Source organism: Lactococcus lactis (genome assembly GCF_029023865.1).
Lineage (GTDB): Bacteria > Bacillota > Bacilli > Lactobacillales > Streptococcaceae > Lactococcus > Lactococcus lactis.
In genome coordinates this window covers 1,271,488-1,297,485 of sequence record NZ_CP118969.1, presented here as the reverse complement: position 1 = coordinate 1,297,485, position 25,998 = coordinate 1,271,488, and the positions used below count along the sequence as shown (strand labels likewise).

Genomic DNA, 25,998 nt, shown 5'->3' with positions numbered 1-25,998 from the left:
TACTGTTTTTAGCCAAACCAAAAATGTCTATCAACTTCCTCGAAATTTGAAGAATTATTTTCTCATATTTGGAGGTTTTTTTATGTCTAAAACACGTCGGATGGTGTTAATTGCCATGCTTGCTGCATTATCAACAATCTTATTATTGCCGATTTTGCAGTTTCCGCTATTGCCTGGAATTGATTTTATGAAAGTTGAACTCTCAATCATTCCAGTACTTATTGGAGTCTTTACTTTGGGATTGGGTGATGGATTTATAATCCTCTTTATTCGCTCTATCTTATGGTATCTCCTATTTAATCAAGGGCCATCAACTTGGATTGGTGTGCCGATGAACTTCATTGCTTTGGGAATCTTCATGGCAATTGTTTGGTTCTTTACAAAGAAAAAATTCTCAATCAAAAACTATACAGTTGGTGTGGTTTTAGCAGCCATCGCATCAGTTCTTGTGATGATGGTATTGAATGTTTTCTACGCACTCCCTCTCTATCGTTTAGCTGCTGGCTTCGATGTTGATAAGATTTTTGTTGGAGCAACTCATCTTTTTAATATGGGTTCTCTATCAGTTACTTTGAATCCAACTTATCTTTTAACAGTAGTTTTACCTTTTAATGCTTTGCAGTACATCATCTTTGCTCTGGTATTTGGATTGATTGTTGCAGTGTTCAAGAAAAACAAAGTCGTTAAATTTTATAATGCTTAATAAAAAAAGAAATTTCATTGATTTGAAGTTTCTTTTTTTATTTAAATAGTAAATAAGTGGGAATCTCAATTCATATAGTCTGTTTTAAACGCTTTCTTTATGGTATACTAATATTTAGAATATTATAAAATAAAATGGAATAGACTGTATGAAAATTTTTAAAGATTTATGGTGGTTTTTTAAGGCAGAGAGAAAAGGTTATGGCGTTGGTCTATTAGCCCTTTTTATTGTTTCGTTAACTCACTTGATTCCGCCTTTAATTATCGGAAAAATTATTGACCATATTGTTAAGCGTAACCTGACTTTACCCTTAATTTTGAGTTTTTCTGGTATTTTATTGATCACTGCACTCGTTGAATATGGCTTTCGTTTTCTTTGGTCTACAAATATTTGGGGTGAAGCCTTTAAACTGGAAAAAATAATCCGTAGTCGGCTTTTTAGGCATTTTTTAAGAATGGATACCCTTTTTTATCAGAGAAATCGGACTGGCGATTTGATGGCTCATGCGACAAATGACCTACAAGCGATACAGAGTGTTGCTGGACTTGGTGTTTTGACTTGGGCAGATTCTTTAATGACGGGCGGGATGACAATCATTGCTATGCTCTTATTTATCGACTGGCGTTTGACGATTATTGCTGTCCTTCCTTTGCCTTTACTCGCGCTAGTATCTAAAGTTTTAGGGGATAAAATTCATGTAAGTTTTGAACATGCCCAAGAAACCTTCTCTGAAATGAATGATAAGGTCCAAGAATCGATTACAGGAATGAAAGCAATCAAATCTTTTGGTGAAGAAGAACAAGATATGGCTGATTTCCAAGTTAAGTTAGATAATATTGATAAAGCCTTTATCAGGGTCAATTGGATTGACTCAATGTACGATCCTTTAATCACTTTAATTGTTGGTTTATCTTATACGTTAACCATTCTTTTAGGGGGCTACTATGTTGTTCACCATGTTTTAACGATTGGTCAGTTAGTTGCTTTTATGACTTATATCGGAAATTTGGTCTGGCCGATGTTTGCTATTGGTGTTCTTTTTAATGTTATTGAACGTGGAAGAGCTTCATACAGTCGAGTAGAAAAATTATTAGCTCAAAAAGCGGAATCAAAAATTTCTGAAGGTACTTTGAAAATGCCAAAAGAAGGTCAACTCCTTTTTGATATTGAAAGTTTTACTTATCCAAATGAGAATGAAGGGCGCAATTTGGAGAAAGTTCAATTTAATTTAAAAGAAGGTCATGTTTTAGGTTTGGTCGGACGAACAGGTGCAGGAAAATCAACGATTATTAAACTTTTAATGAGAGAGTTTGACCATTACAAAGGACATATTACTTTTGCTGACCATGATATTATGGATTATCAATTAGATGAATATTTGCCAGCGATTGGTTATGTTCCGCAAGAACATTTTCTATTTTCGATGTCTGTCAGAGATAATATTCGCTTTGCTAAGATGTCAGCGAGTCAAGAAGAAGTTGAAATTGCAGCTAAAACAGCTGGAATTCATGATGATATTATTGCTTTTCCTGAAGGTTATGATACTTTGGTTGGCGAGCGTGGCGTTTCACTTTCTGGTGGACAAAAGCAAAGGTTATCTATTGCGAGGGCGCTACTTATTCAGCCTAAATTATTGATTTTAGATGATGCGCTGTCAGCTGTTGATGCCAAGACTGAACAGTTAATTTTGTCAAATTTGAAGGCCTTACGTCATGAAAGTTCAACGTTAGTTGTCAGTCACAGATTGTCATCAGTAATGGAAGCTAATGAAATTCTCGTACTAGATGAAGGAAAAGTGATTGAGCGTGGTTTGCATGAAGATTTGATTAAATCTGGAGGTTGGTATGCTCAAATGTGGCAAATGCAACAGATTGAAAGTCATTTGACAGCGAATGATGAAGATGAGAATTTACTGACAGGTTCGTCAGTAAATCGGGAAGGAGAAGAAAATGGAGAAATCTACTGACAAAATGTCTGTCAGAGAAAGTTGGCAAGTTTTTAAATTTATTTTCAAATTCTTATTACCTTTCAAAAAGTATTTCGTTTGGGCTTTTGTTTTTAGTGTAATTACAACTGGTCTGGCTTCACTTATGCCTTTTGTTTTGTCCGTTTTTATGGATTCTTATTTGACACCTATGAAAGCGACTGACCAGATTATTTTCTATTTTGCAGGTCTTTATTTGATTTTAGCAATAATCAATTCAATTGCTTTCTTTTTCAAATGGAATTATCTGCAAAATGGTTCGATTTTTGTTAATCAATACATTCGTAAGAAAGTTTATCGAAAAATTCATCAGCTAGGCATGCGATATTTTGACAAAAAACCGACGGGTTGGTTAATCACCAGAATCACAAATGACACCGATTTATTTGATTTCTGGCAGACTTTGTTTAATGCATTAACAAGTTTGCTTTCTATTATCATTGCCTTCATTGCTTTGTTTATTATTGACCACCAAATTGCGCTTGTGATGTTGTTGATTCTTCCCCTATTGATTTTGGCAGTATTGATTTATCAAAAAGTGAGTACAAAAGTTTATCAAGCCATGCTTGCTAAGCGTTCAGAATTGAATACGAAATTAAATGAATACATTTCTGGGATGAGAATTATTCAACAATTTCGTCAAGAGAGCAGACTAGGAAATGAATTTGAAAAAACAAATGATGAATATTATGGTTATCGAAAACGAGTGATTCAGATTAATGGAATTTTGTTGAGCCCTTTGGTTAATTTTTTGATGGCCATCTCAATTGTTGTTGTCTTGTTGATGTATTCTAATCGAAGTCTACATGCAGTGGTTGAGGCTGGTTTAATTTATGCTTTCATCAGTAATGTACAAATTTACTTTAATCCTATTTCAGGATTGATGGATTCTTTATCAAACTTTTCAAATGGATTGGTAGCCTCTAGTCGTATCAAGACAATCATGGAAGAAAAAGAATTTGCGCCACAACAAGGAATTTCAACTTCTGTCAGTAAAAATGTTGATGAAAAATTTAATGACAGAAAATCTGTCAACAATTTTCCAATCATTCAAGAAGGAAAAATTGAATTTCGCAATGTCAGTTTTTCATATGACGGAGAACATCAAGTTTTGAAAAATATCTCATTCATTGTGAATCCTGGAGAAACGCTTGCTTTTGTAGGTCATACAGGTTCAGGAAAATCGAGTATTATTAATGTTTTCATGCGCTTCTATGAATTCACAGAAGGTCAAGTTTTGATTGATGATCAGGACATTAGAAGTTATTCAAAAGAAGAACTTCGGAAAAAAATTGGTTTAGTATTGCAAGATTCCTTTATGTTTGTTGCGTCAGTTACTGACAATATCAAAATGATGAATCCACAGATTACTGACCAAGCAGCCAAAAAAGCGGCTCGATTTGTTCAAGCTGACAAATTCATCAAGGATTTGGAAAATGGTTACGAAACCAAAGTAATTGAAGGTGGAGCTGCCTTCTCGGCCGGTGAACGTCAATTAATTAACTTTGCTCGAACGATTGTGCGTAATCCGAAAATTCTCTTATTAGATGAAGCAACAGCCAATATTGATACTGAAACTGAAGCGCTTATTCAAGAAGGTCTGACAAATATGCGACAAAATCGAACGACAATGGCAATTGCTCACCGTTTATCAACGATTAAAGATGCTGACCAAATTTTAGTCTTGAACAAGGGAGAAATTATTGAGCGAGGAAATCATGACCAACTTTTAGAGCTTAATGGTTATTATGCAGATATGTATCGAATTCAAACTTTACAAAAAGAACTATGAAAAACCACTGATAGCAGCGGTTTTTCGTTTATCAGTTTTTCTGATAAAAAATATTGACAAAAAATAAAATAAGCGATATAATATAAGAAAGATTAATAAAGAATCGGGAAGGGAGAGTTTATGAATTTTGGTCAGAACTTAAAAAAATTAAGAAAAAATGCAAAATTGACACAGAGTCAATTAGCAGAAAAGCTAGGAATGAAGCAAAATGCTTATGTACTTTGGGAACAAAAATCAACCAACCCAACGTTAGAAATACTAGAAAAACTAGCAGATATCTATGATTTACCTATTCAAGAATTAATCAAAGAAACTGATAATAATGCAGAAAAACAATTAATCGATAATTATCGTTCACTGACAGGAGAACAACAAGAATCAGTTATTAATTTTACGGATTTTCTCATTGAACAAAATAAAACAGAGCTTATTAATTTGAAAACCTACAGACGTTCTTCTTTAGATTATGCCATTGTTGAAGATGAAGAATTATCGGCAGGTTTTGGTCAATCTCAAAGCAATACAGGTGGCCACTACAAAGCTTACACATCTGAAACTCTTGGTCGATATGATGGTGCAGCCAGAGTAAAAGGGGAATCGATGGAACCTGAATTCCCTAATTTTTCTATTGCAACATTCTTACACACTGGTTTTGGTCGGAGTGGGGATATTTACGCCATTGCTGAAGGAGATTTGGGCGAAGAACGTTTGTATATCAAACAAGTATTTGAAGAAGAAGATGGACAATTTAGAATTCATTCACTCAATCCAGATCCACAATACAAGGATTTTTATCTAGGACAGGAAGATAATTTCCGAATTATTGGACCAGTAGTTGATAATTTTGAAGAAATTGAAGAATCACAGATTATAGATTAAAATGAGGGCTTAAAAATGAATTGGATAAGAGAAATTTTACCAATACTGGGAATTGGATCAATTTTTGCAATTGCTTATGAATTAGTTTTATGGCTTTCACAGAAATTGATAGAAAATGATAGCAAAGAGAAAATAAAAAAGGAAAAAAAGATTGTTAATGTCAAATTTTTTCATCTTTCAAAAAACCAAAAGAACATTGCATGAACTAAAATAAAAAAGAAAAAAGAATAAGTTTAGTCTTGCAATTTCAGAAAAACTTTGATATACTTATTTATGGTTCTAAAAGAACTGACCGAAGACAGTAGGGGACGAAAGTCATAAACTTCCTACCGAGGACAAATATCAAAATGATAATTGAACTCTCTATGTCTTTTGTGTGTAGAGATTTTTTATTTCTACAACCAAAATAAAATGGAGGTAAAAAAATGAGCGATTACAAAGTAAATGAAGCAACAATTGCTAAGAAAGCAGAATTGGTTGATGTTTACGCACAAAAAATGACTGAAGCAGCATCTATCGTTGTTGCAGATTCACGTGGTTTGTCAGTTGATCAAGATACTCAACTTCGTAAACAACTTCGTGAAGCAGGCGTTGAATTCAAAGTCGTTAAAAACTCAGTTTTGCGTCGTGCAGCTGAAAAAGCTGGTCTTGAAGGTTTGTCAGAAGCATTCTCTGGCCCATCAGCAGTAGCATTTTCTAACGAAGATGTTGTAGCACCAGCAAAAGTTTTGGCTGACTTTGCAAAAGATGCTGAAAATCTTGAAATCAAAGCTGGTGTTATCGAAGGTAAAGTTTCTTCTAAAGAAGAAATCCAAGCTATTGCGTCTCTTCCAAGCCGCGATGGACTTCTTTCTATGCTTCTTTCAGTGCTTCAAGCACCTGTCCGCAACGTGGCTCTTGCAGTCAAAGCTGTTGCAGAAAAAGAAGAATCAGCTGCTTAATTATAAGCAACATTACTTATATCGGCGGATTTACGCAACAAACTAAAAAATTAATAGGAGAATATTAAAATGGCATTGAACATTGAAAACATCGTTGCTGAACTTGAAAACGCAACAATCCTTGAACTTTCTGAACTTGTAAAAGCAATCGAAGAAAAATTTGACGTAACAGCAGCAGCTCCAGTTGCAGCAGCAGCAGGTGCTGGTGATGCAGCAGCAGCAGCTAAAGATTCATTCGACGTTGAATTGACATCAGCTGGCGACAAAAAAGTTGCAGTAATCAAAGAAGTACGTGGAATCACTGGTCTTGGACTTAAAGAAGCTAAAGAACTCGTTGATGGTGCACCAACAATGATCAAAGAAGGTCTTTCTGAATCAGAAGCTAACGAAGTTAAAGAAAAACTTGAAGCAGCTGGTGCTTCAATCACACTTAAATAAGAATTTTATTCTTGTTTAAAAAGAAAATTGAATATTATCGATTTTCTATTAAAAATACTACCAAGTCTTTTCTTGGTAGTATTTTTTTTTGCTATCTATGAGTCTCAAATTTTCAAAATACTTCTTCAAATAGAGCAATAAGTTTAACTGGCCCAATACCAGCAGGAATAATCGTATATGGTTCAAAAATTGTTTGTTCAGTTGAATCGACGATACTTGTCCAACCGGCAAACTCGTAGCCACGCAACTCGGGTTTTAGATAGGGAATGAAATTTTTTTCAACTGTTCGTACATCTGAGGGGTGGGTCCAAGAGAGTTCGACCTTGTTTATTGTACGAGAAGAATAGCGAATTTCGTATTCTAAAGGTGTCCACTGGGCATATAAATCATATTCTTTACCAACATTTTGAAGGTAATCACCTGCAGTCCAAAGGAAATCGGGGCTTATTCCTGTTTTGTGTAAGGCAGAATTTGCACCAGCATAGAGTGCAGCTTGCTCGCGGTAGATATTATGCGGGATCACATAATGACTATCGCGAACAATTTTCCAACCTTCAAAGTGGTAACCAGGCAGAGTGAGCGAAAAATCAGCAATTTCATGTTCTGTTTGACTAACGTTTGAACTAATTGTCAATCCGACTTGTCGCTTATTATCAAAAATAGGCTGATAATCTTGTCTATTTTCAAACTTGACAGATGGACTAGTGCCACTATTTTTAATAAAGTTTTTCATTTTATCAGTGATGTTAAAATAATAGTTAAAAGTTGTTGATTGCTTGTTTGGATTCATAGGAGACTCCTTTCTCATCATTCAAAAATTAAAAAGTAAAACTACAATTTATAATTATAATCTTATTTTATAATATTTTTATTATAAATGATAATGATTTGTGTATCTTTAATGTGAAGAGCTTACTGTTAATTTCAATAATTGTTTAGAGATTAAAGAATATCTTGTCTTTTCAGACTTAAAAATAAATCAAAATTCACAAAATTTCAATTGAATATATTTTAAAGAAAGAGAATTTCTCTTTTTTTTTTTTTTGACAATGACTGTCTACAAAAGATGAATAAAGTGCTAATGAAAATCTATTTTGTCAGATTTAATCAATAATTGTCAGCTAATAATTACAAAATTAATTGATTTATGTATTTTATTAATAGATTAATAGGCTAATAAATTCCAAATTTAATCTTATTCCATGCAATATATTTGCTCTTGAAACCAATATCTATTAGAATAGAAGTGAAGTAGGTAATAAACTACAACAGGAATAATTTTAGATGAAGCAAAAAGTATATTTATAAAAATAGATGGTGAGGTAGAGATGAAAAAGTTACTCTTTATATTTGGGACTAGGCCAGAATTTATTAAAGTTTATCCAGTAATCCAAGAGGCGAAAAGGCAAGGCAATCCAATTGTTCTGGTTAACACAGGGCAGCACAAAGAAATGCTCAATGAACTTTTAGATGAATTTTCTGTGGAAGTTGATTACGATTTAAAAATCATGGAAAAATATTCTGGTTTATCAGAAATTGTGGCAGGATCAATTAGCGGTCTTGACCCAATTATTAAAAAGGAACAACCAGATGTCATCTTAGTTCATGGTGATACTGCAGCTACTTTGGCTGGAAGTTTGGTTGCTTATTTTAATCAGATAAAGTTGGCACATATTGAAGCAGGCTTGCGAACTTACAATAAATTTTCACCATTTCCTGAAGAAATGAATCGTCAAATTGTTGGTTTAATGGCTGATTATCATTTTACACCAACGGAAATGACGAAAGAAAATCTTTTAAAAGAAGGTAAGCCCAAAAAACAGGTTTTTGTAGTTGGAAACAGTGCTATAGATATGTTTCAGTATACTTTAAAGGATGATTATACAAATGAAGCTTTATCATGGCAAGCTGATAAGAAAATGATTTTAGTGACGGCTCACCGTCGTGAAAATTTGAGTGATTTAGAAGAAATTTTTGATGGAATTGCAGAGATCGCTGATGAATTTAAAGAAACACATAAAATCATTTATCCAATTCATATGAATCCAATCATTCGTGAAAAAGCGCAAAAATTACTGGAACATAGTAATATTAAAATCATTGACCCGCTGGATACAATTAACTTTCATAATGTGATGCGTCATGCCGAGTTGATTTTAACTGACTCTGGTGGAATTCAAGAAGAAGCGGCTTTCTTAGGGATTCCAGTGCTTGTTTTACGTGATACAACTGAAAGACCCGAGGGTGTACTGGCTGGTACTTTAAAACTTGTGGGGACTTCAAAAGAAAATATTGTTAATGAGACTCGGACTTTACTGACAGACAAGACTAAATATGAAAGGATGTCAGGAAGTAAGAATCCTTATGGTGACGGAACAACTTCCTTGCAGATTGTTAATATTCTAAATGAAAAATAAAAAAATTAATTTAAAGTCTTTCCAGTCTGTCTGTCTCATTTTTATCTTCCTCTTTAATTTTGAGTTTATTTTCCGCTTATCAAATTTTACTTCTAGAGAAAAATTCTTTACCATTTTCTTTTTTGTGGCTCCTTTGATGCTTAGCTCATTTTTTATCATTACGGATAGCGAAAAAATTCCGAATTCAGTTAGAAATTTGAGTATTCTCGGTGTCTTTGGTTTCCTGATGTATGGTTCCAATCGCTTAATCGTTTCCTTGACTTACCTTATAGGTGGGGAACATGCTGTTCCACAGTTATTTCCCTTCCGATTTTTGATTGCTATCTTCATTTTACTTTGTTGTGCTTTAGCTTATTATGTTTCAACAAAGAAGAGGTTAATTTATAAATTAGCAACATTGATTGCTTCTTTGTGGTTCGTTACATTGCCAATTATAACGATTCAATTCATTATTAAATTCTTGGTTGAACATCAGGGGTTTGATTTCTCGATTGTCAGTAATATGGATATCAGGTATCTGATTGTACCATTTATGCCAATCATGTATTTGAGTTTTTGTAAATTTAGTGGGATTGATGCCAAACAATTAGGAAAGAATATCAAATATACGGTTTATGTGCTCTTAGTTGTCTACATCGTTGCATTAATCGTTTATTCAGGAACTCAAGTAAATATTACCTTTAATTTTGCTCAAGAAGGTTTCTTTAATAGCATTGAGCTTAACTATAATGTCTTTTTGGCACATTGGATAGAAGGATTGACTGTATTTTCTCAATTCGTCCTACCAATTATTGCTTTTGCTTTAGTTATTGGATATAAGGGAGAAAAATCAAAGAAAAAGATACTGTCATTAAAACCAATTTATGTATTAATACTGGTTGCTCTGGGAGTTTATGCTTATCTTTTCCTTCTTAATCCACCAACTAATTTTATTCATTTTAATAACAAAATTTTCAATAGTTATTTTGCGCTACAAATTTTTGAAGTTGTTGTGATTATGCTTTTGACAATCTATACAGGTTTGAAAAAATTTATCAGACCAAGAACGAAGATATTGCTATATATTGGTTCAAGCTTGCCTTTCCTCTATTTATATATTGTAAGATATCATTATTGGAAACAAAGTTATTTGGTTTTTGATATTTTTGACCGTATCAATTATATTTTCTTTATTTTTTCAGTTTTCGTATTTCTTTACTATACGGTAGAAGTCGTTATTTTGTGGTATTCATATAATAAAAGACAAAAGATAACAGCATTAGATTTCAAAGATGAGAAAATAAAAAAACAATTTCATATTTATGTTTTGATTCCGTGTTTGAATGAAGAATTGGTTATTCAAACGACTTTGAAAAGTATTTTGAAAAATAATTATGAGAATTTGGTAGTAACTGTTATTGATGATGCAAGTGATGATCGGAGCTTAGAAAAAATTTCTGAAATTCAAGATTCTCGATTGAATGTTCTAAGACGTATTAAACCTAATGCGCAAAAAGGAAAAGGGACGGCTTTGAATTGGGCTTATTATCAAATTAGTGAGCAAATTCAAGAAGCTGGAATTGCTCCGGAGGATGTTCTTATTGCGATAATTGATGCCGATACAAAACTTGATAACAATTATTTTGAAAAAGTAAATATGGTTTTCAATCATGATGCTAAGCTTACTGGTTTGCAATCCAAGGTTCGTGTTGCCAATTTGCTTAAAGATGCTTCACAAGACTTGGAATTTTCTGAAATTATCAATGCGACACAGATGTTTCGGACTTTGACCAATACAGTTGCTTTTGGTGGAAATGGACAGTTCTGTAAATTAAGTACTCTTCAGGCATTGAATGAAGACCCTTGGACAGATTCTCTTGTGGAAGATTTTGATTTATCAACCCGTCTGTTTCTGTCAGATATTGAAGTTAAAAATGCTCAATTTGATGATATTTACATTGAACAAACAGGGATTATCAATGATAATGAAGCTTTGGTTAAACAACGAGTGCGATGGGCGCAGGGAAATATCCAATCTTCAAAATATATTTTACCGACGATTCGGTCAAAAAAATTGCAGAATAAACAGAAGTTTGAATTATTGATGACCCTACTGAAACCTTGGTTAATGGGGATTGAATATATCATTGTAATTTATACACTGATTATGATTGTTAATTCTGCTATCCTATCAGGGATTACTCAATCACTTAAAATTGTTGTTGTGCTTTTTATCGTGATGTCAATTTATATTATCTTTGTGAATTTTGTATGGGCTATTCTTTATAACAAAGGAAAATCTCAAGAAAAAACAAGGGTGTGGGATGTAGTGAAAGATACGGTTAATCTGACGAAATTTCTACTTATTTTAACTCAAATTTATCCACAGTCAGCCATTCGATATTTCAACTCTAAAAATGATTGGGTAAAAACTAATCGTCAAGAAGAAAGTGTTGACCCTCATATTGATGAGTATAAAAAATAAGAAAAACCTGCCTTTTGGGCTAGGTTTTTTCTTTTGTATATTTGCGAAATTAGTTTTTTTAGTTTAAATATGTTAAAGTAGTTGTAGTTTTAAAAATAAATCAATAACACAATGGGTACTGGTAAAAACTAAAATTACCGGTTGAGAAAGACCATCAGACTTGAACAGGTTAAGACCTGCGTAAGAATGTGTCCGAGTTTTAATTGTATTTTCTTTATGAAAATCTTTTAGCTTACTTTCTTATCATACTAGAGCCCTCCTTGTGTCTATAAAGGAGTTTTTTGATGTCAATTTTAGAAAAGATTCAAGAAAAACAACCACTTATCTTAAATTTAGCGAATTTTGTAACTCCACAAAGAGTTGCGGATGCGATTAGTTTTGCTGGTGGTTCACCATTAATGACTGCGGAAATTTCAGAAAGTGAAACTTTAGTTGAAATTGCAGATGCTGTAGTGGTTAATATTGGAACCATTTCAGAAAAGGATTATCCGCTTTTTTTGACTATTTGTCAGTTAGCAAATCAAAAGCACAAACCTTTAATTTTGGACCCAGTTGCTGTCAATGTCCCTTTTAGAGCAAATTTTGTCAAAAGATTAATGCAAGAGGTGAAATTTGATATCATTCGTGGGAATTCAGCGGAAATTGCTTGGTTTGCTGATAAAGAAAGCTTGAACAAAGGAATTGATGCACTTGAGTCAAATTTAGAAGTTGAGCACGCGCGAGTTGCTGCTCAAAAAACAGGGGCAGTCATTATTCAAACTGGAAAAGTTGATGTTATTTCTAATGGGTTTGAGGAACTATTTGTTGAAACTGATAGTCCACTTTTTAAAATTAATGTTGGCTGTGGGGATATGTTGTCAGCAATTGTTGGAACTTTTGCGGCTGTATCTGATGATTTATTTAAGGCGGCTTATGAAGCGACAGAATTCTTCGGTGAATCTGGTGTGAAAGCTACTGAGCAAGTAGAAAATCTACCAGGAAATTTTGTGAATCGTCTTCTTGATAAAATTTATCAAGCGACGCAAGAGGTTATATAAGGGAGAAAAAGAAATGATTGATGTTTCTCAAGTTGTGACAATCGCTGGAATTGATTCTTCTGGTGGGGCTGGTATTAATGCTGACCTAAAAACTTTTCATAATCAAAAAGTATATTCGGCAACAATTGTGACAGGGTTGACAGCGCAAAATACCTATGGAGTACAAGAAATTTTACCGACAAATAAAGCTTTTATTTTGGCTCAATTTGACTCAGTATTTTCTGATTTGGAAATTTCGGCAGCTAAAACGGGGGCACTTTTTGATACTGCTCAAGTTGAAGCGGTAATTCAAGGCTTGAAAAAATATAAACCGAAGCATTTGGTGGTGGATCCAGTAATGGTGGCTAAAGGCGGGGCAATTCTTTTGACAAGAGAAGCCATTGATTTGATAAAAAATGAATTGTTACCTTTAGCAGAATTGGTCACTCCCAATTTGGAAGAGGCAGAGGTTATGTGTGGCTATAAAATTATTGACGAAAAGGAAATTTTAAAAGCCCTTCATGATATTCAAAAGTTAGGTGCTAAAAATGTGCTGATTAAAGGGGGACATGGTAATGGAGAACTGGTCAGAGATTATTTATTGATGACAGATGGTTCTGTCAGTACTTATGACTCTAAAAGATTACTGACAGAAAGAACACACGGAACCGGAGATACACTTTCTTCTTATATTACAGCTCATTTAGCTTTAGGAGAAGATTTAAAAGAAGTGATGCCAAAAGCTAAATTGTTTATTACTGAAGCTATTTCACAAACAATTAATGTTGGTCACGGTCATGGACCGTTAAACCATTGGGTGACAATTAATGAAAAATAAAATTTTAGACCTGAGGGCGTATTTTATTGCTGGCCCACAAGATTTTCCAAAACTTTCAATTGATGATGCAATCGATAAAATTTCTGTAATCATAAAAAGTGGAGTAACGGTTTATCAATTTCGTGATAAGGGAACAATTTATAAAAATAATAATCAACGATTAGAAGTAGCAAAAAGACTACAAGAAGTAGCTCAGAAAGCGGCTGTTTCTTTTATTGTGAATGATGATGTTGAATTAGCGCGTGAACTGTCAGCTGACGGGATTCATGTCGGACAAGACGATGATTCTGTCAGTAAAATTCGTGAGCTGATTGGCTAAGAAATGTGGGTAGGACTTTCTGTCAGTAATGATATGGAATTAGAAAGCGCTCAAAAAAGTGGAGCTGACTATTTGGGAATTGGTCCAATTTATCCAACAAATAGCAAGTCCGACGCAGCAGAACCAATTGGGGTTGACCATTTAAGAAAAATGCTTGAGCATAATCAATTACCAACTGTTGGAATTGGTGGAATTACTGAAAATTCACTGACAGAGCTTTCAAAAATTGGTTTGGGTGGAGTTGCGGTAATTTCTTTGCTGACAGAATCCGAAAATTACAAAAATATGGTTCAAAAAATTAAGCAAAATATTAGATGAAAAAGATGTTGTACCCTTAAAAATACAACAAAACAAAATGATTCCGTTTTCTTTTTATTATATAAATTAAACTTACACAAATGTAAGTTTTTTTTCTTTAATAAATGTTATAATCAGAGTCATAAATGATATGAGATTAACTGATTATTCTAAAAACCTCTTATTACTTTATATTTAAAAGGAGTTCCAATGGACAAGAAAAAAGAAATTCGTCTATTTTTGGCTAAAACAGTATTTTACTTTATAATTATTTTAATTCTGCTCTATCTTTATTCCTACAGTCATACTGGCGGAGCACACTTTATCTATAACGAATTTTAGAGAGAATTATCGAAGGAGTTAATTATGAAATTATTAGAACAAATTTTTGAAATTGCAAAAAAAGAACCAGACCTTATTGTACTTGCCGAGCGTGAGCAGAAATTTACTTACCGTCAATTATTTGCCGCGGTTTCACATATCTCAGAACAAATCAATGAACGCAATTTAAATCAGCGTCCAATCTTGATTTTCGGTAAAAACGATTTTATCACTTTAGCAGCCATGCTTGCGACAAATTTAACTGGTCACGCTTATATTCCTGTTGATGCTCACACACCATTTGAGCGGACAGAAATGATTAAATCAGCGGCAAAACCAGCGGCGGTACTCACTACAGTTGAGCTGTCAGCAGATTTTGAAGCACTTTTTACTGACAGAATTTCTCTTGAACTTACTGACCAGATTTTGACTGACAAACTTCCAGCACTTGATTTTTCTAAAGCTGTTTCTGGAAATGACAGCAATTATATTATTTATACTTCTGGAACAACAGGAGTACCAAAAGGTGTTGAAGTCAGTCATGATAATCTTGTGACTTTCACCAATTGGATGAACAATGATTTTATGAAAAATGAAAATAATCAAATCTTGTCACAAGCCCTTTACAGCTTTGATTTATCAATTTTCAGCTTGTATCCAAGTCTTACAACTGGCGGAACATTAATTTCACTCTCACGTGACGAAACAACCAACTTCAAATTACTTTTTGAACGTTTGAACAAAACGGTCATTAATACTTGGATTTCAACACCATCATTTGTTGATATTTGCTTATTGGACCCTTCGTTCACTGAGAAAGAACACCCTCAATTAGTTCAATTTATTTTCTGCGGTGAAGAATTAACAAAGAAAACAGCAGAAAAATTACTGACAGCTTTTCCGTCAGCAAATATATACAATACCTATGGTCCAACAGAAGCAACAGGAGCCATTTCGTCAGTAAAAATCACGAAAGAATTACTGACAGAAAATGATCGTGTCCCAATTGGTTTTGCCAAACCAGGTGTTGACTTAAAAATTATGGATAAGGAAATCATCATTATTGGTGATTCGGTAGCCAAAGGTTACTTTGAAAATCCAGAAAAAACTGAGCAAGCCTTTTTCACAGTCGACGGAAAACCCGCTTATCATACAGGAGATGCCGGTTCAATTTCCGCTGACGGAATGCTCCGTTACCAAGGACGAATTGATTTTCAAGTTAAATTTAATGGATTCCGTATTGAACTTCAAGATATTGAAGCCAATATTCAAAACTTAAAAGAGATTGAAAAAGCGGTAGTCTTACCGAAAACAAATGACCAGCATAAAGTCACCGCATTAATCGCTTATTTAGAAACAGAAAAAACATTTGAAGACCGTGCAGCCGAACGCGCCTTCACAAAAGAACTCAAAGCTGAACTTTCAAAAACAATTATGGATTACATGATGCCAACTAAGTTTGTTTATCTTAAAAAGTTCCCATTGAATCAAAATGGCAAAGTTGACCGCAAGGCACTCGCCCAAAAAGAGCGAGGTGACAACTAGTGCAACCCTATTCAACACCCTTTTACTTCGTGATTTTAGGACTTGCTTTAATTCCTATCGTTATTGCCCAGCTTCTGGGCAAAAAACTCATGTGGTATCAAGTCCTATTGACCATCGCTTTTCTTTGGCTGACATTTTCGGGAACAGTGACAATTTGGGCATTAATCGGCTTCGGAGTCTTCCAGACTATCATTGTAAAATTCTATGAGTGGTATCGAGTAAAACAAAACAAGAATCAGAGTTTTGTTTTCTACCTCATCATTCTGCTCTCTATTTTGCCATTAGTGATTGTCAAAGTGCATCCTCTGTTCAATCCAGGACCTGGACCAGGTTCAATTCTTGGATTCTTAGGAATCTCTTACATCAGTTTTAAGACAGTAGCCATGATTATGGAAATACGAGACGGACTTATTAAAGCCGTTCCTCTTAAAGAATTTCTTTATTTTCTCTATTTCTATCCAACGATTTCATCAGGCCCAATTGACCGCTTCCGACGTTTTGTTAAAGAACTAAAAGCGCCAGTTGTCACTGAAAAATACCTTGATTTATTAAATAAAGGTGTCTTTAGAATTTTCCAAGGTTTCCTTTATAAATTCATCATCGGATACTTGATTGACCAATATTGGCTACATGGCATTGCAATCTCTGCAACGATACACCCAAGCTTCTTGAATGTTTCATCATCAATGTATGCTTACGGACTCTATCTATTCTTTGACTTTGCTGGCTACTCACTCTTCGCTATTGGTGTCAGCAATTTAATGGGATATGACCTCCCACACAACTTTAACAAACCCTTCTTAGCAAAAAATATTCATGACTTTTGGCAAAGATGGCACATGACTTTGAGTTTTTGGTTCCGTGACTTTGTATTCATGAGATTAGTGAAAACATTCATGGTTAAAAAATGGTCGAAAAATATGATAACCATCTCAAATGTTGGTTACCTCGCAAATATGTTACTCATGGGATTCTGGCATGGTTTAACTTGGTATTACATCCTTTATGGTTTCTACCACGCCATGTTAATGATTGGGTATGACGCATGGAAACGTCTGAAGAAACGTAAAAACTGGAAAATTCCAGATAATAAATGGACAAGTGCTATAAGTATTTTCATTACATTTAATCTAGTATTTATCAGTTTCCTTATTTTCTCAGGAATACCAAATCACATTATTATGCACTGCATAGATCCACATTTCCCACTTCCTAACTTCTAAAAGGCGTTAGGCATATCATAAAAAAACATTAGGAGAAACAAAATGAAAGAACAAATTTTTGATATTATCGAAACCGTATCAGGCACAGACGAATTCCGTGAAGACTTAGACATGGATTTATTTGAAGAAGGAATTCTTGATTCAATGAGAGCCATCATGCTCATTGTTGAATTAGAAGGCGCTTTTGATATCAGTCTTCCACCATCAGAAATGGACCGTGAAGATTGGAATACAGCAAATAAAATAGCAGCACGCGTTCAGGAAAAAAAGGATGAAAATTAAAATTTTTAGAGCCATTGGCCCATTAATTGCAGCTTTAGCCCTTGTTGGCTTACTGATATTTCTCCCAATAAATGTTGGTATGAAATACTCAAAAGACCAACTTGTTAAATTTGCTCAATCACCACTAAATACTCCAAGCTTTACAGGCTATTCAATTAAAAAACAAGCCTATTCAGACCCCGAGTTTTTACCAGTTCTTGGTTCATCAGAAATGGAACATGTGGATTCTTTTCACCCAAGTGCCTATTTCAAAAAATACAATTCTGGTTTTACGCCATTCTTAGTAGGACAACCAGGAACAACTACTTTAACCCACTTTTTCTACATGAACTCTGTGGCAAATGAGTTAAAAAATCGTAAAATTGTTTTTGTCATTAGTCCACAATGGTTTTCAAAACAAGGAATTGTTGAAAGTGAATTGAAAAACTTTGTATCCAAAGGTGAGATTTACGATTGGTTAAAAGAAGCAGATCCTAAAGAAAATACCACCACCCAACTTGCAAAACATTTATTAAGATTTAGATCGCTTAAATCTGAAGAGACGATTTATAATTCTCTAGAACGTCTAGCAGATAAAAAACCACTGACCACTCTACAAAAAATGACTGTGGCGACCAATCTTCAATTTTGGCGAAAAGAAGATTTACTCTTCTCAAGTGTTTCACAATTCACAGCACAACCTCTTGGACTTACACCAAAAATTAATAAGTTTGCTAAAGAATTACCCAATGATCCAACCTCTGAAAACTTAGAAAAATTGGCAGTTGACCAAGGAAAAGATAGTTCAAATAACAATCCTTTCCAAATCAATAATAAAGTTTGGGATAAGAAAATAAAATCTAAATATAAACATCTAGAAAATTACAAAAAACATGTTTCCTATTTAGAAAGTCCAGAGTATCAAGATTTCCAACAGCTCTTAAATGTCTTTGCCAAAAATAATAATGATGTTTTATTTGTTATTCAACCAGTAAACGGCTCATGGTCATCTTACACTGGAGTATCAAAAGCAACACTCGAAAATTTTAGCTCTAAAATTAAAACGCAATTGCGCAGTCAAGGCTTTTATCAAATTGCTGACTTAACAGATATGTATAACACACCTTATGCCTCTGGTGATACTGTTCACTTTGGTACTATAGGTTGGTTGGCTACAGACAAAGCAATTGAAAAATTCATGAAGACACCAAGCAAGGTCAACTATCATATTGATAATTCGTTATTTTTATCAAAAGATTGGGCAATGAATGGTGCAACAGAGTCTATAGTAAATTAAAAATAAAAAAGATTGACAAAAAAGAATATGTCAGTTATAATAATAAAGGTTATGTCTATGACATAATCGTCGGTAGGTGAGGCTACCGCAGGGATACGGGTTGCTGCCGCAGAGTCGTGGAGACACGATGAGAGGGCTAACAGTTCACGTCGACAAACAAGGCGTGAAATAGTGCAACAACATTGCCCTGCGGAGCTAAAGCTTGAACGATAGCTTGTAACTGATTCGCTCTATAGTAGTGGTATCTTTTTTGGAATTATTCCCTTGCCTACGTTTAAGTTTTGTAGGCAAGGTTTTTTTATATTTAAAAAGGAGGTGAAAACGGAAATGGAATCCCAGAGTATTAATAGTCCCGAGCCTGATAGGCCGCAGATATTTAACGTGATAAGAGCAGCTTTCCGTTTTTATCACCTTCTTTAAAGTGCCTAACGTTTGGGACTGTACACACAAAAATATTATAGAATATGAGGTACAGACCAATGAAAAAAATTAGAAAAACACTCGAAAACACAAAAAGAGCTACAACATTTGTAGATAACAATGAAATAAATGCAAGATTAGAATTTGCAAAAACTTCTACAAAAGAGGAGCTATTTCAAAAATTTAAAACATCAAATAAAGGATTAAGTGAAGAACAAGTAGAGATCTCTCGTGAACAATATGGAGATAATACGATTACGCGTGGTAAAAAAACTTCACTTATTAAACGGCTTTATCAAGCGTTCATCAATCCTTTTACCATTATATTGTTTGTCTTAGCATTAGTTTCAGCTTTTACGGATATTATCTTAGCAGCTCCTGGTGAGAAAAATCCCCAAGGACTCATTATCATTACTACAATGGTTTTAATCTCAGGAATTCTGCGTTTCGTTCAAGAGACTAGAAGTGGAAATGCTGCTGAGAATCTCTTAAAAATGATTACGACGACGACAAACGTTCATAGATTAGAATCAGGAAGTCAAGAGATTCCTATTGAAGAAGTTCTCGTAGGCGATATTATCCATCTATCAGCTGGAGACATGGTTCCAGCAGACCTTAGGATTATTCAAGCAAAAGACTTATTTATCAGCCAAGCCTCTTTAACTGGTGAAAGCGAACCAGTAGAAAAACTAGATTTAGCTACTGATGAAAAAGATGATTCAATCACAGAGTCAGTAAACCTAGCCTTCATGGGTTCAAATGTCATTTCTGGTAGTGCTTATGGAGTTGTAATTGCAACTGGAGATGCGACCATTTTTGGTGAAATGGCAAAAAGTGTAACCGAAGACTCAACTAAAACAACTTTTGAAAAAGGCGTTAACTCAGTTTCATGGGTCCTTATTCGCTTTATGTTAGTTATGGTTCCATTTGTCTTATTGATCAATGGTTTCACTAAAGGTGATTGGATGGAAGCTGCACTATTTGCTTTAGCAGTTGCTGTTGGTTTAACACCAGAAATGTTACCAATGATTGTGACAACTTGCCTAGCAAAAGGTGCAGTCACAATGTCAAAAGAAAAAACAATCATCAAGAACCTAAATTCTATTCAAAATCTAGGTTCAATGAATATTCTCTGCACTGATAAAACTGGAACATTAACACAAGATAAAGTAGTATTAATGCGTCATTTAGATATTCATGGGCAAGAAAATATTCGAGTATTAAGACATGGATTTTTGAATAGTTACTACCAAACTGGTTTAAAGAATTTAATGGATTTGGCAATTATCGAAGGAGCCGAAGCCAAGCAAGATAAAAATCCTGAACTGGGTGGTCTAAGTAGTAAATATACAAAAGTTGATGAAATTCCTTTTGATTTTGAAAGACGTCGGATGAGTGTTGTAGTAAAAAGCAATACTAATGGAGCGACTTCAAAAACGCAAATGATTACTAAAGGTGCAGCTGAAGAAATGTTAGACATCTGTACTTTAGTCGAAGATAAGGGAAATGTTGTTCATTTAACTCCTGAACTCAGAGCATACATTCTGAAAAAAGTTGATGAACTTAACGAAGAAGGAATGCGCGTGATTTTAGTCGCTCAAAAAACAAATCCTTCACCAGTAGATACATTCTCGGTTCAAGATGAATCTGAAATGGTGTTAATGGGTTATCTTGCCTTTCTTGATCCACCCAAAGAATCTACAGCAAAAGCAATCAAAGCACTCAATAAATATGGGGTATCAGTTAAAATCTTGACTGGTGATAACGATAAAGTTACTCGTTCAGTTTGCAAACAAGTAGGACTTCCAGTTGATAAAACTATTTTAGGTTCTGATATCGACCAATTAGATGATAATGAATTGGCAAAGGTTGCCAAGGAAGCTTCTGTTTTTGCTAAGTTATCACCTCAACAAAAAGCCAGAATAGTAACAACACTTAGAAATTCAGGCAATAGTGTCGGCTATATGGGAGATGGTATTAATGACGCAGCAGCAATGAAATCATCTGACGTTGGAATTTCAGTAGATAGTGCTGTAGATATTGCCAAAGAGTCAGCTGATGTAATTTTGTTAGAAAAAGATTTAATGGTTCTTGAAAAAGGAATTATTGAAGGAAGAAAAACCTATGCTAACATGATTAAGTATATAAAAATGACAGCAAGCTCTAATTTTGGTAATATGTTCTCAGTTCTAATCGCTAGTGCATTTTTACCATTTATTCCAATGTTATCTATTCATATTCTCTTACTTAATTTAATCTATGATTTCTCTTGTACCGCTATTCCTTGGGATAATGTCGATGAAGAATATTTGGTTGTTCCAAGAAAATGGGATGCAAGTTCTGTAAGTAAATTCATGTTGTGGATTGGCCCAACAAGTTCCGTATTCGATATTACAACTTATCTCCTAATGTTCTTTGTGATTTGTCCAGCAACATTTGGACCATTTAGCTCTCTTGTTCCTGGAAGTACAGCATATATTGGATTTATCGCGCTCTTCCATACTGGCTGGTTTGTTGAATCAATGTGGACTCAAACCTTGGTTATCCATATGATTCGTACTCCTAAAATTCCATTTTTACAAAGTCGTGCTTCGGCTCCATTAACAATCTTAACTTTCATGGGAATCATTGGACTCACAATCATTCCATTCACAAGCTTTGGAGATTCAATTGGTTTAATGGCTTTACCAATTAACTTTTTCCCATGGCTAATTTTAACAGTAGTGATGTATATGATGCTTGTCACCATATTTAAAAAAATATTTGTTTCAAAATACGGTGAATTACTTTAAATAAAAAATAAAAGTGGTGATAATTTATCCCACTTTTATTTTACTTTGGTATAGTCTATGCTATAATTAAATCAAGAAAAGTAAGGTAAAAAAATGAAAACATCAAAAAATGAACAAGACTATCTAAAGGCAATATATAGCCTAAAAAATGAAAATAATGGATCTGTTAGTATTAATGCCATTGCTCAAAAATTATCAGTATCATCACCAAGCGCCACTGAAATGATTAAACGATTAGCCAAAAAAGAACTTGTTATTCATAAACCTTATTATGGGGTATCACTTACAGACTTAGGAAATCACGAAGCGAGATTTATTTTAAAAAGTCATAGGGTCTGGGAAACTTTTCTTTTTGAGAAGGTTGGATATACAATGGAGGAAGTGCACGATGAAGCCGAAAATTTAGAACATGCTTCATCACCAAGGTTGATTGAATCTCTGTATGTCCTGATGGGCTATCCAGCAACTGACCCTCACGGCTCAGAAATTCCTACAGAATCATTTTGGCTGAAAAATGAAGTGGAACTCACACTTGATGAAGCACAAGTTGATCAGACTTACCACGTTACTACTATAGAAGAAGAAGGAAAAAACTTTTTCAAAAAATTAGAAATTTCTCTTCCACATCTTATTAAAGTAATCGATAAATTAGAAGATAAATCAATAATTATTAAAGAAGATCGAGAAAGTTCAATTGTAATCCCACCATTTTTACAATCTAAAATTCATCTCATGCATAGAAGATAAGATAAGATACACTAAAAGTCCAAGAAATTTATTTGGACTTTTTATTTTTGAGTTTTCATATAGTTTTAAACTATAGGTCATCATATTAAAAATGTATTATTAAAGTTTTATTAAATTTGATAAGATAGACCTATTAAAAATTGGAGACTATGACTATGAAAAAATCAATTATTGCTTTCCCACGTATCGGTTCAAACCGTGAATTAAAATTTGCTCTTGAAAAATATTTTCGTAAAGAAATTACAGAAGAAGAATTACAAAAAGTAGCCAAAGAAATTCGGTTGGAAAATTGGAAAAGTCAAGAAGAAGCTGGAATTGACTCACCTATTTCCAATGACTTTTCTTTCTATGACCAAACCTTAGATTTATCAATTGCTCTTGGTGCAATTCCAGAGTCTTATAAAAATTTAGAATTAAATGAACTAGATACTTTATTTGCATTAGCGCGTGGTTTCCAAGATGAACAAAATGACGTAAAAGCAAGACCAATGAAAAAATGGTTTAATACAAACTATCATTATTTAGTTCCAGAAATTAACAAAGATACGATTATTAAAGCAAATTTTTCAAAATTATTAAATGAATATAAGGAAGCAAAATCTGCTGGATTTGAAACCAGACCAACAATTATTGGCCCATATACATTTTTAGTTTTAGCAGATTACAAGTCAGGAGCCACAAAAGATACAGTATTATATGATGTTATTGTAGCTTTTCAAACACTACTAAAAGAACTTAATCAACTAGGAGTAGAATGGTTACAGATTGAAGAACCAGCACTTGTTTTAGACCAAACTGAAGAAGAAAAAAAATTATTTGCGAGTATTTATGAAGAACTACTTAAGAGTAAAAACAACCTTAAGATACTTCTTCAAACATATTTTGGAGATGTTCGTGATAGCTATAAAGAAATAGTAAAGCTTGATTTTGATGGTATTGGTCTTGATTTTATAGAAGGAAGAGATTCTTTAGCTCTTATTCAAAAATACGGTTTTCCCAAAGAGAAAATACTTTTTGCAGGACTAGTAAATGGAAAAAATATTTGGCGTAATAATTATCAAAAGACACTTGAGCTACTAACCGCGTTAGATGCAGTAGCAGATATCGTAATTAATACAAGCTGCTCTTTACAACATGTTCCGGTAACAGTTAAAAACGAAACTAAATTATCAAAAGAAATCCTTAAACACTTTTCATTTGCCACAGAAAAATTAAAAGAAATTGATGAAATTTCCGATATTTATTTTAATAAAAACACTCCTTTTTTGAAGAAGAATATCGAACTTTTTGAAAATGACAGAGTTCGTGAAAATACTAAACTTAAGCAAAAACTTGATAAATTAACAGAAAAAGACTTTACTAGACGACCGTCACTAGTGGAAAGACGAGCAAGTCAATCTCAATCGCTTAATTTACCACTTTTACCAACCACAACCATCGGTTCATTTCCTCAAACGGCAGAAGTGAGAAAAGTTCGGCTACAAAATAAGCGAGGAGAATTAAGCCAAGCAGATTATGACACATTCTTAGAAGAAAAAATAAAAGAATGTCTTAAACTCCAAGAAGATATTGGATTAGACGTTTTAGTCCATGGTGAATTTGAACGAAATGACATGGTAGAGTATTTTGGAGAAATGTTAGAAGGTTATGTTTTTACTCAAAAAGCATGGGTTCAATCTTACGGAACACGTTGTGTCAAACCTCCAATCGTGTGGGCTGATGTCACTAGACCAGAAGCGATAACCGTCCGTTGGTCAGCCTATGCTCAATCTCAAACATCTAAACCAGTAAAAGGAATGCTGACAGGTCCTGTAACGATTCTAAATTGGTCTTTTCCGCGAGAAGATATTTCGTTAAAAGCAAGTACTTTGCAATTGGCATTAGCTGTTCAAGAAGAAGTTCTTGACTTAGAAAAAGCTGGCATTAAGATTATTCAAATTGATGAGGCAGCTTTGAGAGAAAAGTTACCACTTCGCAAAAGTGATTGGTATAAAGAATATCTAGATTGGGCAATCCCTGCCTTTCGTTTAGTTCACTCTAAAGTAAAACCGGAAACGCAAATTCACACGCATATGTGTTATTCTGAATTTGAAGATATTATTCCATCAATTGACGCAATGGATGCTGATGTAATTTCTTTTGAAGCAAGTAGAAGTGAGCTATCAATTATCGATGCATTGAAAGCTCACCATTTTAAAACTTTGGTTGGACCTGGAGTCTATGATATTCATTCTCCACGAATACCTAGCGTAAAAGAAATACAAAATCAATTAGAAAAAATATTGGCCAAATTACCAATTGAACAAGTTTGGGTAAATCCTGATTGTGGTCTTAAAACACGTGGTAATGCCGAAACCATTCCTAGTTTAAGACACTTAGTTGAGGCAACTAGGGTGTTAAGAAAGGAAAAGGTTGAATATGACAAGTAATTCCAAAATTCTTTCTTTTGAAGTTTTTCCATCTACAACTCAAATTGGAAGTACCAACTTGGTAAAGACCTTGGATAGCCTAAGAACTCTCTCGCCAGATTTTATCAGTGTAACTTGTAGTAACAATAATTATGATAATATTGGAGATACAACTATAAAGTTTGCTGATTATGTAAACAATACACTAGATATTCCAGCGGTTGCTCATTTACCTGCCGCTTATTTAGATAAAGCTCAAGTGATCGAAATTTTGGAACGGTTAAAAGATAAACAAATCAAAAAAATTCTTGCTTTAAGAGGTGATATCAGCGATGAACCGATGAAAGATGATTTTAGATTTGCAAGTGATTTGGTTAAATTTATCAAAGATTATGATGATAGTTTTGAAGTTTTAGGTGCTTGCTATCCCGATATTCATCCCGAATCAGTAAATCGAGTGAGTGATTTTCATTATCTGAAAGAAAAAGTAGATGCTGGTTGTGACAGATTAATCACGCAACTATTTTTTGATAATGATAGTTTTTATGATTTTCAAGAACGGTGTGCAATTGCTGAGATAAATACTCCAATATTCGCTGGAATAATGCCAGTAATCAATCGAAATCAAATTCTTCGTCTATTAAAAAATTGTAATACGCCATTACCAGCAAAATTTATTAGAATACTCGAAAAATATGAACATAACCCTATCGCTTTAAGGGATGCTGGAATTGCTTACGCCATCGATCAAATCGTTGATTTAGTAACAGAGGATGTTGCTGGAATTCACCTCTATACGATGAATAATGCAAATACAGCACACTCCATCCATGCTTCAATTTCTTCTTTATTTACCGTTTGATACATAATAAAAGTTATGTAAAATGAAATTTTGA

21 protein-coding genes, 1 pseudogene, 2 riboswitches and 1 other annotated feature are annotated in these 25,998 nt (G+C 33.8%); of the genes and pseudogenes, 21 read left to right on the top strand and 1 reads right to left on the bottom strand.

Going from position 1 to position 25,998, the window contains the following annotated elements:
- Positions 1-82: 82 nt before the first annotated feature.
- The 7 genes from PYW37_RS06515 (at position 83) to rplL (ending at position 6,737) form a co-directional block, all read left to right on the top strand.
- Positions 83-703 carry an ECF transporter S component gene (locus tag PYW37_RS06515; protein WP_003130203.1) on the top strand — a complete coding sequence of 207 codons (621 nt, stop codon included), beginning with the start codon at positions 83-85 and terminating at the stop codon, positions 701-703.
- Positions 704-851: 148 nt separating this feature from the next.
- Positions 852-2,669, top strand: coding sequence for an ABC transporter ATP-binding protein (locus PYW37_RS06510; protein ID WP_023189208.1), 1,818 nt, complete (start codon positions 852-854; stop codon positions 2,667-2,669).
- Positions 2,653-4,479: an ABC transporter ATP-binding protein gene (locus PYW37_RS06505; protein ID WP_023189209.1), complete on the top strand. Its 1,827-nt coding sequence runs from the start codon at positions 2,653-2,655 to the stop codon at positions 4,477-4,479. The genes PYW37_RS06510 and PYW37_RS06505 overlap by 17 nt, the downstream gene beginning before the upstream one ends.
- Positions 4,480-4,599: 120 nt before the next feature.
- Positions 4,600-5,358, top strand: a complete 759-nt coding sequence (locus PYW37_RS06500; protein ID WP_021722873.1) for a helix-turn-helix domain-containing protein — start codon at positions 4,600-4,602, stop codon at positions 5,356-5,358.
- Positions 5,359-5,373: 15 nt separating this feature from the next.
- Positions 5,374-5,562 (top strand): hypothetical protein, encoded by a 189-nt coding sequence (locus PYW37_RS06495; RefSeq protein ID WP_003130209.1) that lies wholly within the window; start codon positions 5,374-5,376, stop codon positions 5,560-5,562.
- Between the two features lie 70 nt (positions 5,563-5,632).
- Positions 5,633-5,758 (top strand) — a sequence feature (ribosomal protein L10 leader region).
- Positions 5,759-5,783: 25 nt separating this feature from the next.
- On the top strand, positions 5,784-6,299 hold the full coding sequence (gene rplJ / locus PYW37_RS06490) for a 50S ribosomal protein L10 (RefSeq protein ID WP_003130213.1): 516 nt from the start codon (positions 5,784-5,786) through the stop codon (positions 6,297-6,299).
- A gap of 69 nt (positions 6,300-6,368) precedes the next feature.
- On the top strand, positions 6,369-6,737 hold the full coding sequence (gene rplL / locus PYW37_RS06485; protein WP_023189211.1) for a 50S ribosomal protein L7/L12: 369 nt from the start codon (positions 6,369-6,371) through the stop codon (positions 6,735-6,737).
- 112 nt (positions 6,738-6,849) lie between these two features.
- Here the strand turns inward: rplL and PYW37_RS06480 are convergent, their stop codons facing one another.
- A complete protein-coding gene (locus tag PYW37_RS06480) occupies positions 6,850-7,527 on the bottom strand; it encodes a hypothetical protein (protein WP_223848520.1) in 678 nt (225 codons plus the stop codon).
- 538 nt (positions 7,528-8,065) lie between these two features.
- Between PYW37_RS06480 and wecB the strand changes: the two genes are divergently transcribed.
- The 14 genes and pseudogenes from wecB (at position 8,066) to metF (ending at position 25,964) form a co-directional block, all read left to right on the top strand.
- Entirely contained in the window at positions 8,066-9,154 is a 1,089-nt protein-coding gene (gene wecB, locus PYW37_RS06475; protein ID WP_021722875.1) for a non-hydrolyzing UDP-N-acetylglucosamine 2-epimerase, read from the top strand.
- Complete coding sequence (locus PYW37_RS06470) at positions 9,144-11,618, top strand: glycosyltransferase family protein (RefSeq protein ID WP_025017092.1); 2,475 nt, start codon at positions 9,144-9,146, stop codon at positions 11,616-11,618. Before wecB ends, PYW37_RS06470 begins: the two co-directional genes overlap by 11 nt.
- A gap of 101 nt (positions 11,619-11,719) precedes the next feature.
- Positions 11,720-11,822, top strand: a riboswitch (TPP riboswitch).
- An 80-nt stretch (positions 11,823-11,902) separates the two neighbouring features.
- Entirely contained in the window at positions 11,903-12,655 is a 753-nt protein-coding gene (thiM, locus tag PYW37_RS06465; RefSeq protein WP_021722877.1) for a hydroxyethylthiazole kinase, read from the top strand.
- A gap of 13 nt (positions 12,656-12,668) precedes the next feature.
- Entirely contained in the window at positions 12,669-13,472 is an 804-nt protein-coding gene (gene thiD, locus PYW37_RS06460; protein WP_021722878.1) for a bifunctional hydroxymethylpyrimidine kinase/phosphomethylpyrimidine kinase, read from the top strand.
- A pseudogene (gene thiE / locus PYW37_RS06455) lies at positions 13,462-14,109 on the top strand (thiamine phosphate synthase). Before thiD ends, thiE begins: the two are co-directional and overlap by 11 nt.
- A 189-nt stretch (positions 14,110-14,298) precedes the next feature.
- Complete coding sequence (gene dltX, locus PYW37_RS06450) at positions 14,299-14,430, top strand: teichoic acid D-Ala incorporation-associated protein DltX (RefSeq protein WP_003130223.1); 132 nt, start codon at positions 14,299-14,301, stop codon at positions 14,428-14,430.
- A gap of 24 nt (positions 14,431-14,454) precedes the next feature.
- A complete protein-coding gene (gene dltA, locus PYW37_RS06445; protein ID WP_025017091.1) occupies positions 14,455-15,954 on the top strand; it encodes a D-alanine--poly(phosphoribitol) ligase subunit DltA in 1,500 nt (499 codons plus the stop codon).
- Positions 15,954-17,177: a D-alanyl-lipoteichoic acid biosynthesis protein DltB gene (gene dltB, locus PYW37_RS06440; protein ID WP_010905856.1), complete on the top strand. Its 1,224-nt coding sequence runs from the start codon at positions 15,954-15,956 to the stop codon at positions 17,175-17,177. The genes dltA and dltB overlap by 1 nt, the downstream gene beginning before the upstream one ends.
- A 42-nt stretch (positions 17,178-17,219) precedes the next feature.
- A complete protein-coding gene (gene dltC / locus PYW37_RS06435) occupies positions 17,220-17,459 on the top strand; it encodes a D-alanine--poly(phosphoribitol) ligase subunit DltC (RefSeq protein ID WP_003130226.1) in 240 nt (79 codons plus the stop codon).
- Entirely contained in the window at positions 17,449-18,735 is a 1,287-nt protein-coding gene (gene dltD, locus PYW37_RS06430) for a D-alanyl-lipoteichoic acid biosynthesis protein DltD (protein ID WP_025017090.1), read from the top strand. Before dltC ends, dltD begins: the two co-directional genes overlap by 11 nt.
- A 61-nt stretch (positions 18,736-18,796) precedes the next feature.
- Positions 18,797-18,957, top strand: a riboswitch (M-box (ykoK) riboswitch).
- A 257-nt stretch (positions 18,958-19,214) separates the two neighbouring features.
- Positions 19,215-21,947 (top strand): magnesium-translocating P-type ATPase, encoded by a 2,733-nt coding sequence (gene mgtA, locus PYW37_RS06425; protein WP_025017089.1) that lies wholly within the window; start codon positions 19,215-19,217, stop codon positions 21,945-21,947.
- A 93-nt stretch (positions 21,948-22,040) separates the two neighbouring features.
- Positions 22,041-22,694: a metal-dependent transcriptional regulator gene (locus tag PYW37_RS06420; protein ID WP_025017088.1), complete on the top strand. Its 654-nt coding sequence runs from the start codon at positions 22,041-22,043 to the stop codon at positions 22,692-22,694.
- Between the two features lie 155 nt (positions 22,695-22,849).
- Positions 22,850-25,123, top strand: coding sequence for a 5-methyltetrahydropteroyltriglutamate--homocysteine S-methyltransferase (metE, locus tag PYW37_RS06415; protein ID WP_023189221.1), 2,274 nt, complete (start codon positions 22,850-22,852; stop codon positions 25,121-25,123).
- The gene (gene metF, locus PYW37_RS06410; protein WP_021723445.1) at positions 25,113-25,964 is read left to right on the top strand and encodes a methylenetetrahydrofolate reductase [NAD(P)H]; all 852 of its coding nucleotides are present in this window, start codon (positions 25,113-25,115) and stop codon (positions 25,962-25,964) included. The genes metE and metF overlap by 11 nt, the downstream gene beginning before the upstream one ends.
- The last annotated feature ends 34 nt before the right edge of the window (positions 25,965-25,998 follow it).

What these genes read in the sequence shown, in the direction of transcription:
- rplL (WP_023189211.1), top strand. Translation starts at nt 6,369, where the DNA reads ATGGCATTGAACATTGAAAACATCGTTGCTGAACTTGAAAACGCAACA.
- thiM (WP_021722877.1), top strand. Translation starts at nt 11,903, where the DNA reads ATGTCAATTTTAGAAAAGATTCAAGAAAAACAACCACTTATCTTAAAT.
- PYW37_RS06510 (WP_023189208.1), top strand. Translation starts at nt 852, where the DNA reads ATGAAAATTTTTAAAGATTTATGGTGGTTTTTTAAGGCAGAGAGAAAA.
- rplJ (WP_003130213.1), top strand. Translation starts at nt 5,784, where the DNA reads ATGAGCGATTACAAAGTAAATGAAGCAACAATTGCTAAGAAAGCAGAA.
- PYW37_RS06505 (WP_023189209.1), top strand. Translation starts at nt 2,653, where the DNA reads ATGGAGAAATCTACTGACAAAATGTCTGTCAGAGAAAGTTGGCAAGTT.
- dltD (WP_025017090.1), top strand. Translation starts at nt 17,449, where the DNA reads ATGAAAATTAAAATTTTTAGAGCCATTGGCCCATTAATTGCAGCTTTA.
- dltX (WP_003130223.1), top strand. Translation starts at nt 14,299, where the DNA reads ATGGACAAGAAAAAAGAAATTCGTCTATTTTTGGCTAAAACAGTATTT.
- dltA (WP_025017091.1), top strand. Translation starts at nt 14,455, where the DNA reads ATGAAATTATTAGAACAAATTTTTGAAATTGCAAAAAAAGAACCAGAC.
- PYW37_RS06515 (WP_003130203.1), top strand. Translation starts at nt 83, where the DNA reads ATGTCTAAAACACGTCGGATGGTGTTAATTGCCATGCTTGCTGCATTA.
- PYW37_RS06495 (WP_003130209.1), top strand. Translation starts at nt 5,374, where the DNA reads ATGAATTGGATAAGAGAAATTTTACCAATACTGGGAATTGGATCAATT.
- wecB (WP_021722875.1), top strand. Translation starts at nt 8,066, where the DNA reads ATGAAAAAGTTACTCTTTATATTTGGGACTAGGCCAGAATTTATTAAA.
- PYW37_RS06470 (WP_025017092.1), top strand. Translation starts at nt 9,144, where the DNA reads ATGAAAAATAAAAAAATTAATTTAAAGTCTTTCCAGTCTGTCTGTCTC.
- PYW37_RS06500 (WP_021722873.1), top strand. Translation starts at nt 4,600, where the DNA reads ATGAATTTTGGTCAGAACTTAAAAAAATTAAGAAAAAATGCAAAATTG.
- dltC (WP_003130226.1), top strand. Translation starts at nt 17,220, where the DNA reads ATGAAAGAACAAATTTTTGATATTATCGAAACCGTATCAGGCACAGAC.
- metE (WP_023189221.1), top strand. Translation starts at nt 22,850, where the DNA reads ATGAAAAAATCAATTATTGCTTTCCCACGTATCGGTTCAAACCGTGAA.
- PYW37_RS06420 (WP_025017088.1), top strand. Translation starts at nt 22,041, where the DNA reads ATGAAAACATCAAAAAATGAACAAGACTATCTAAAGGCAATATATAGC.
- PYW37_RS06480 (WP_223848520.1), bottom strand. Translation starts at nt 7,527, where the DNA reads ATGAATCCAAACAAGCAATCAACAACTTTTAACTATTATTTTAACATC.
- mgtA (WP_025017089.1), top strand. Translation starts at nt 19,215, where the DNA reads ATGAAAAAAATTAGAAAAACACTCGAAAACACAAAAAGAGCTACAACA.
- thiD (WP_021722878.1), top strand. Translation starts at nt 12,669, where the DNA reads ATGATTGATGTTTCTCAAGTTGTGACAATCGCTGGAATTGATTCTTCT.
- metF (WP_021723445.1), top strand. Translation starts at nt 25,113, where the DNA reads ATGACAAGTAATTCCAAAATTCTTTCTTTTGAAGTTTTTCCATCTACA.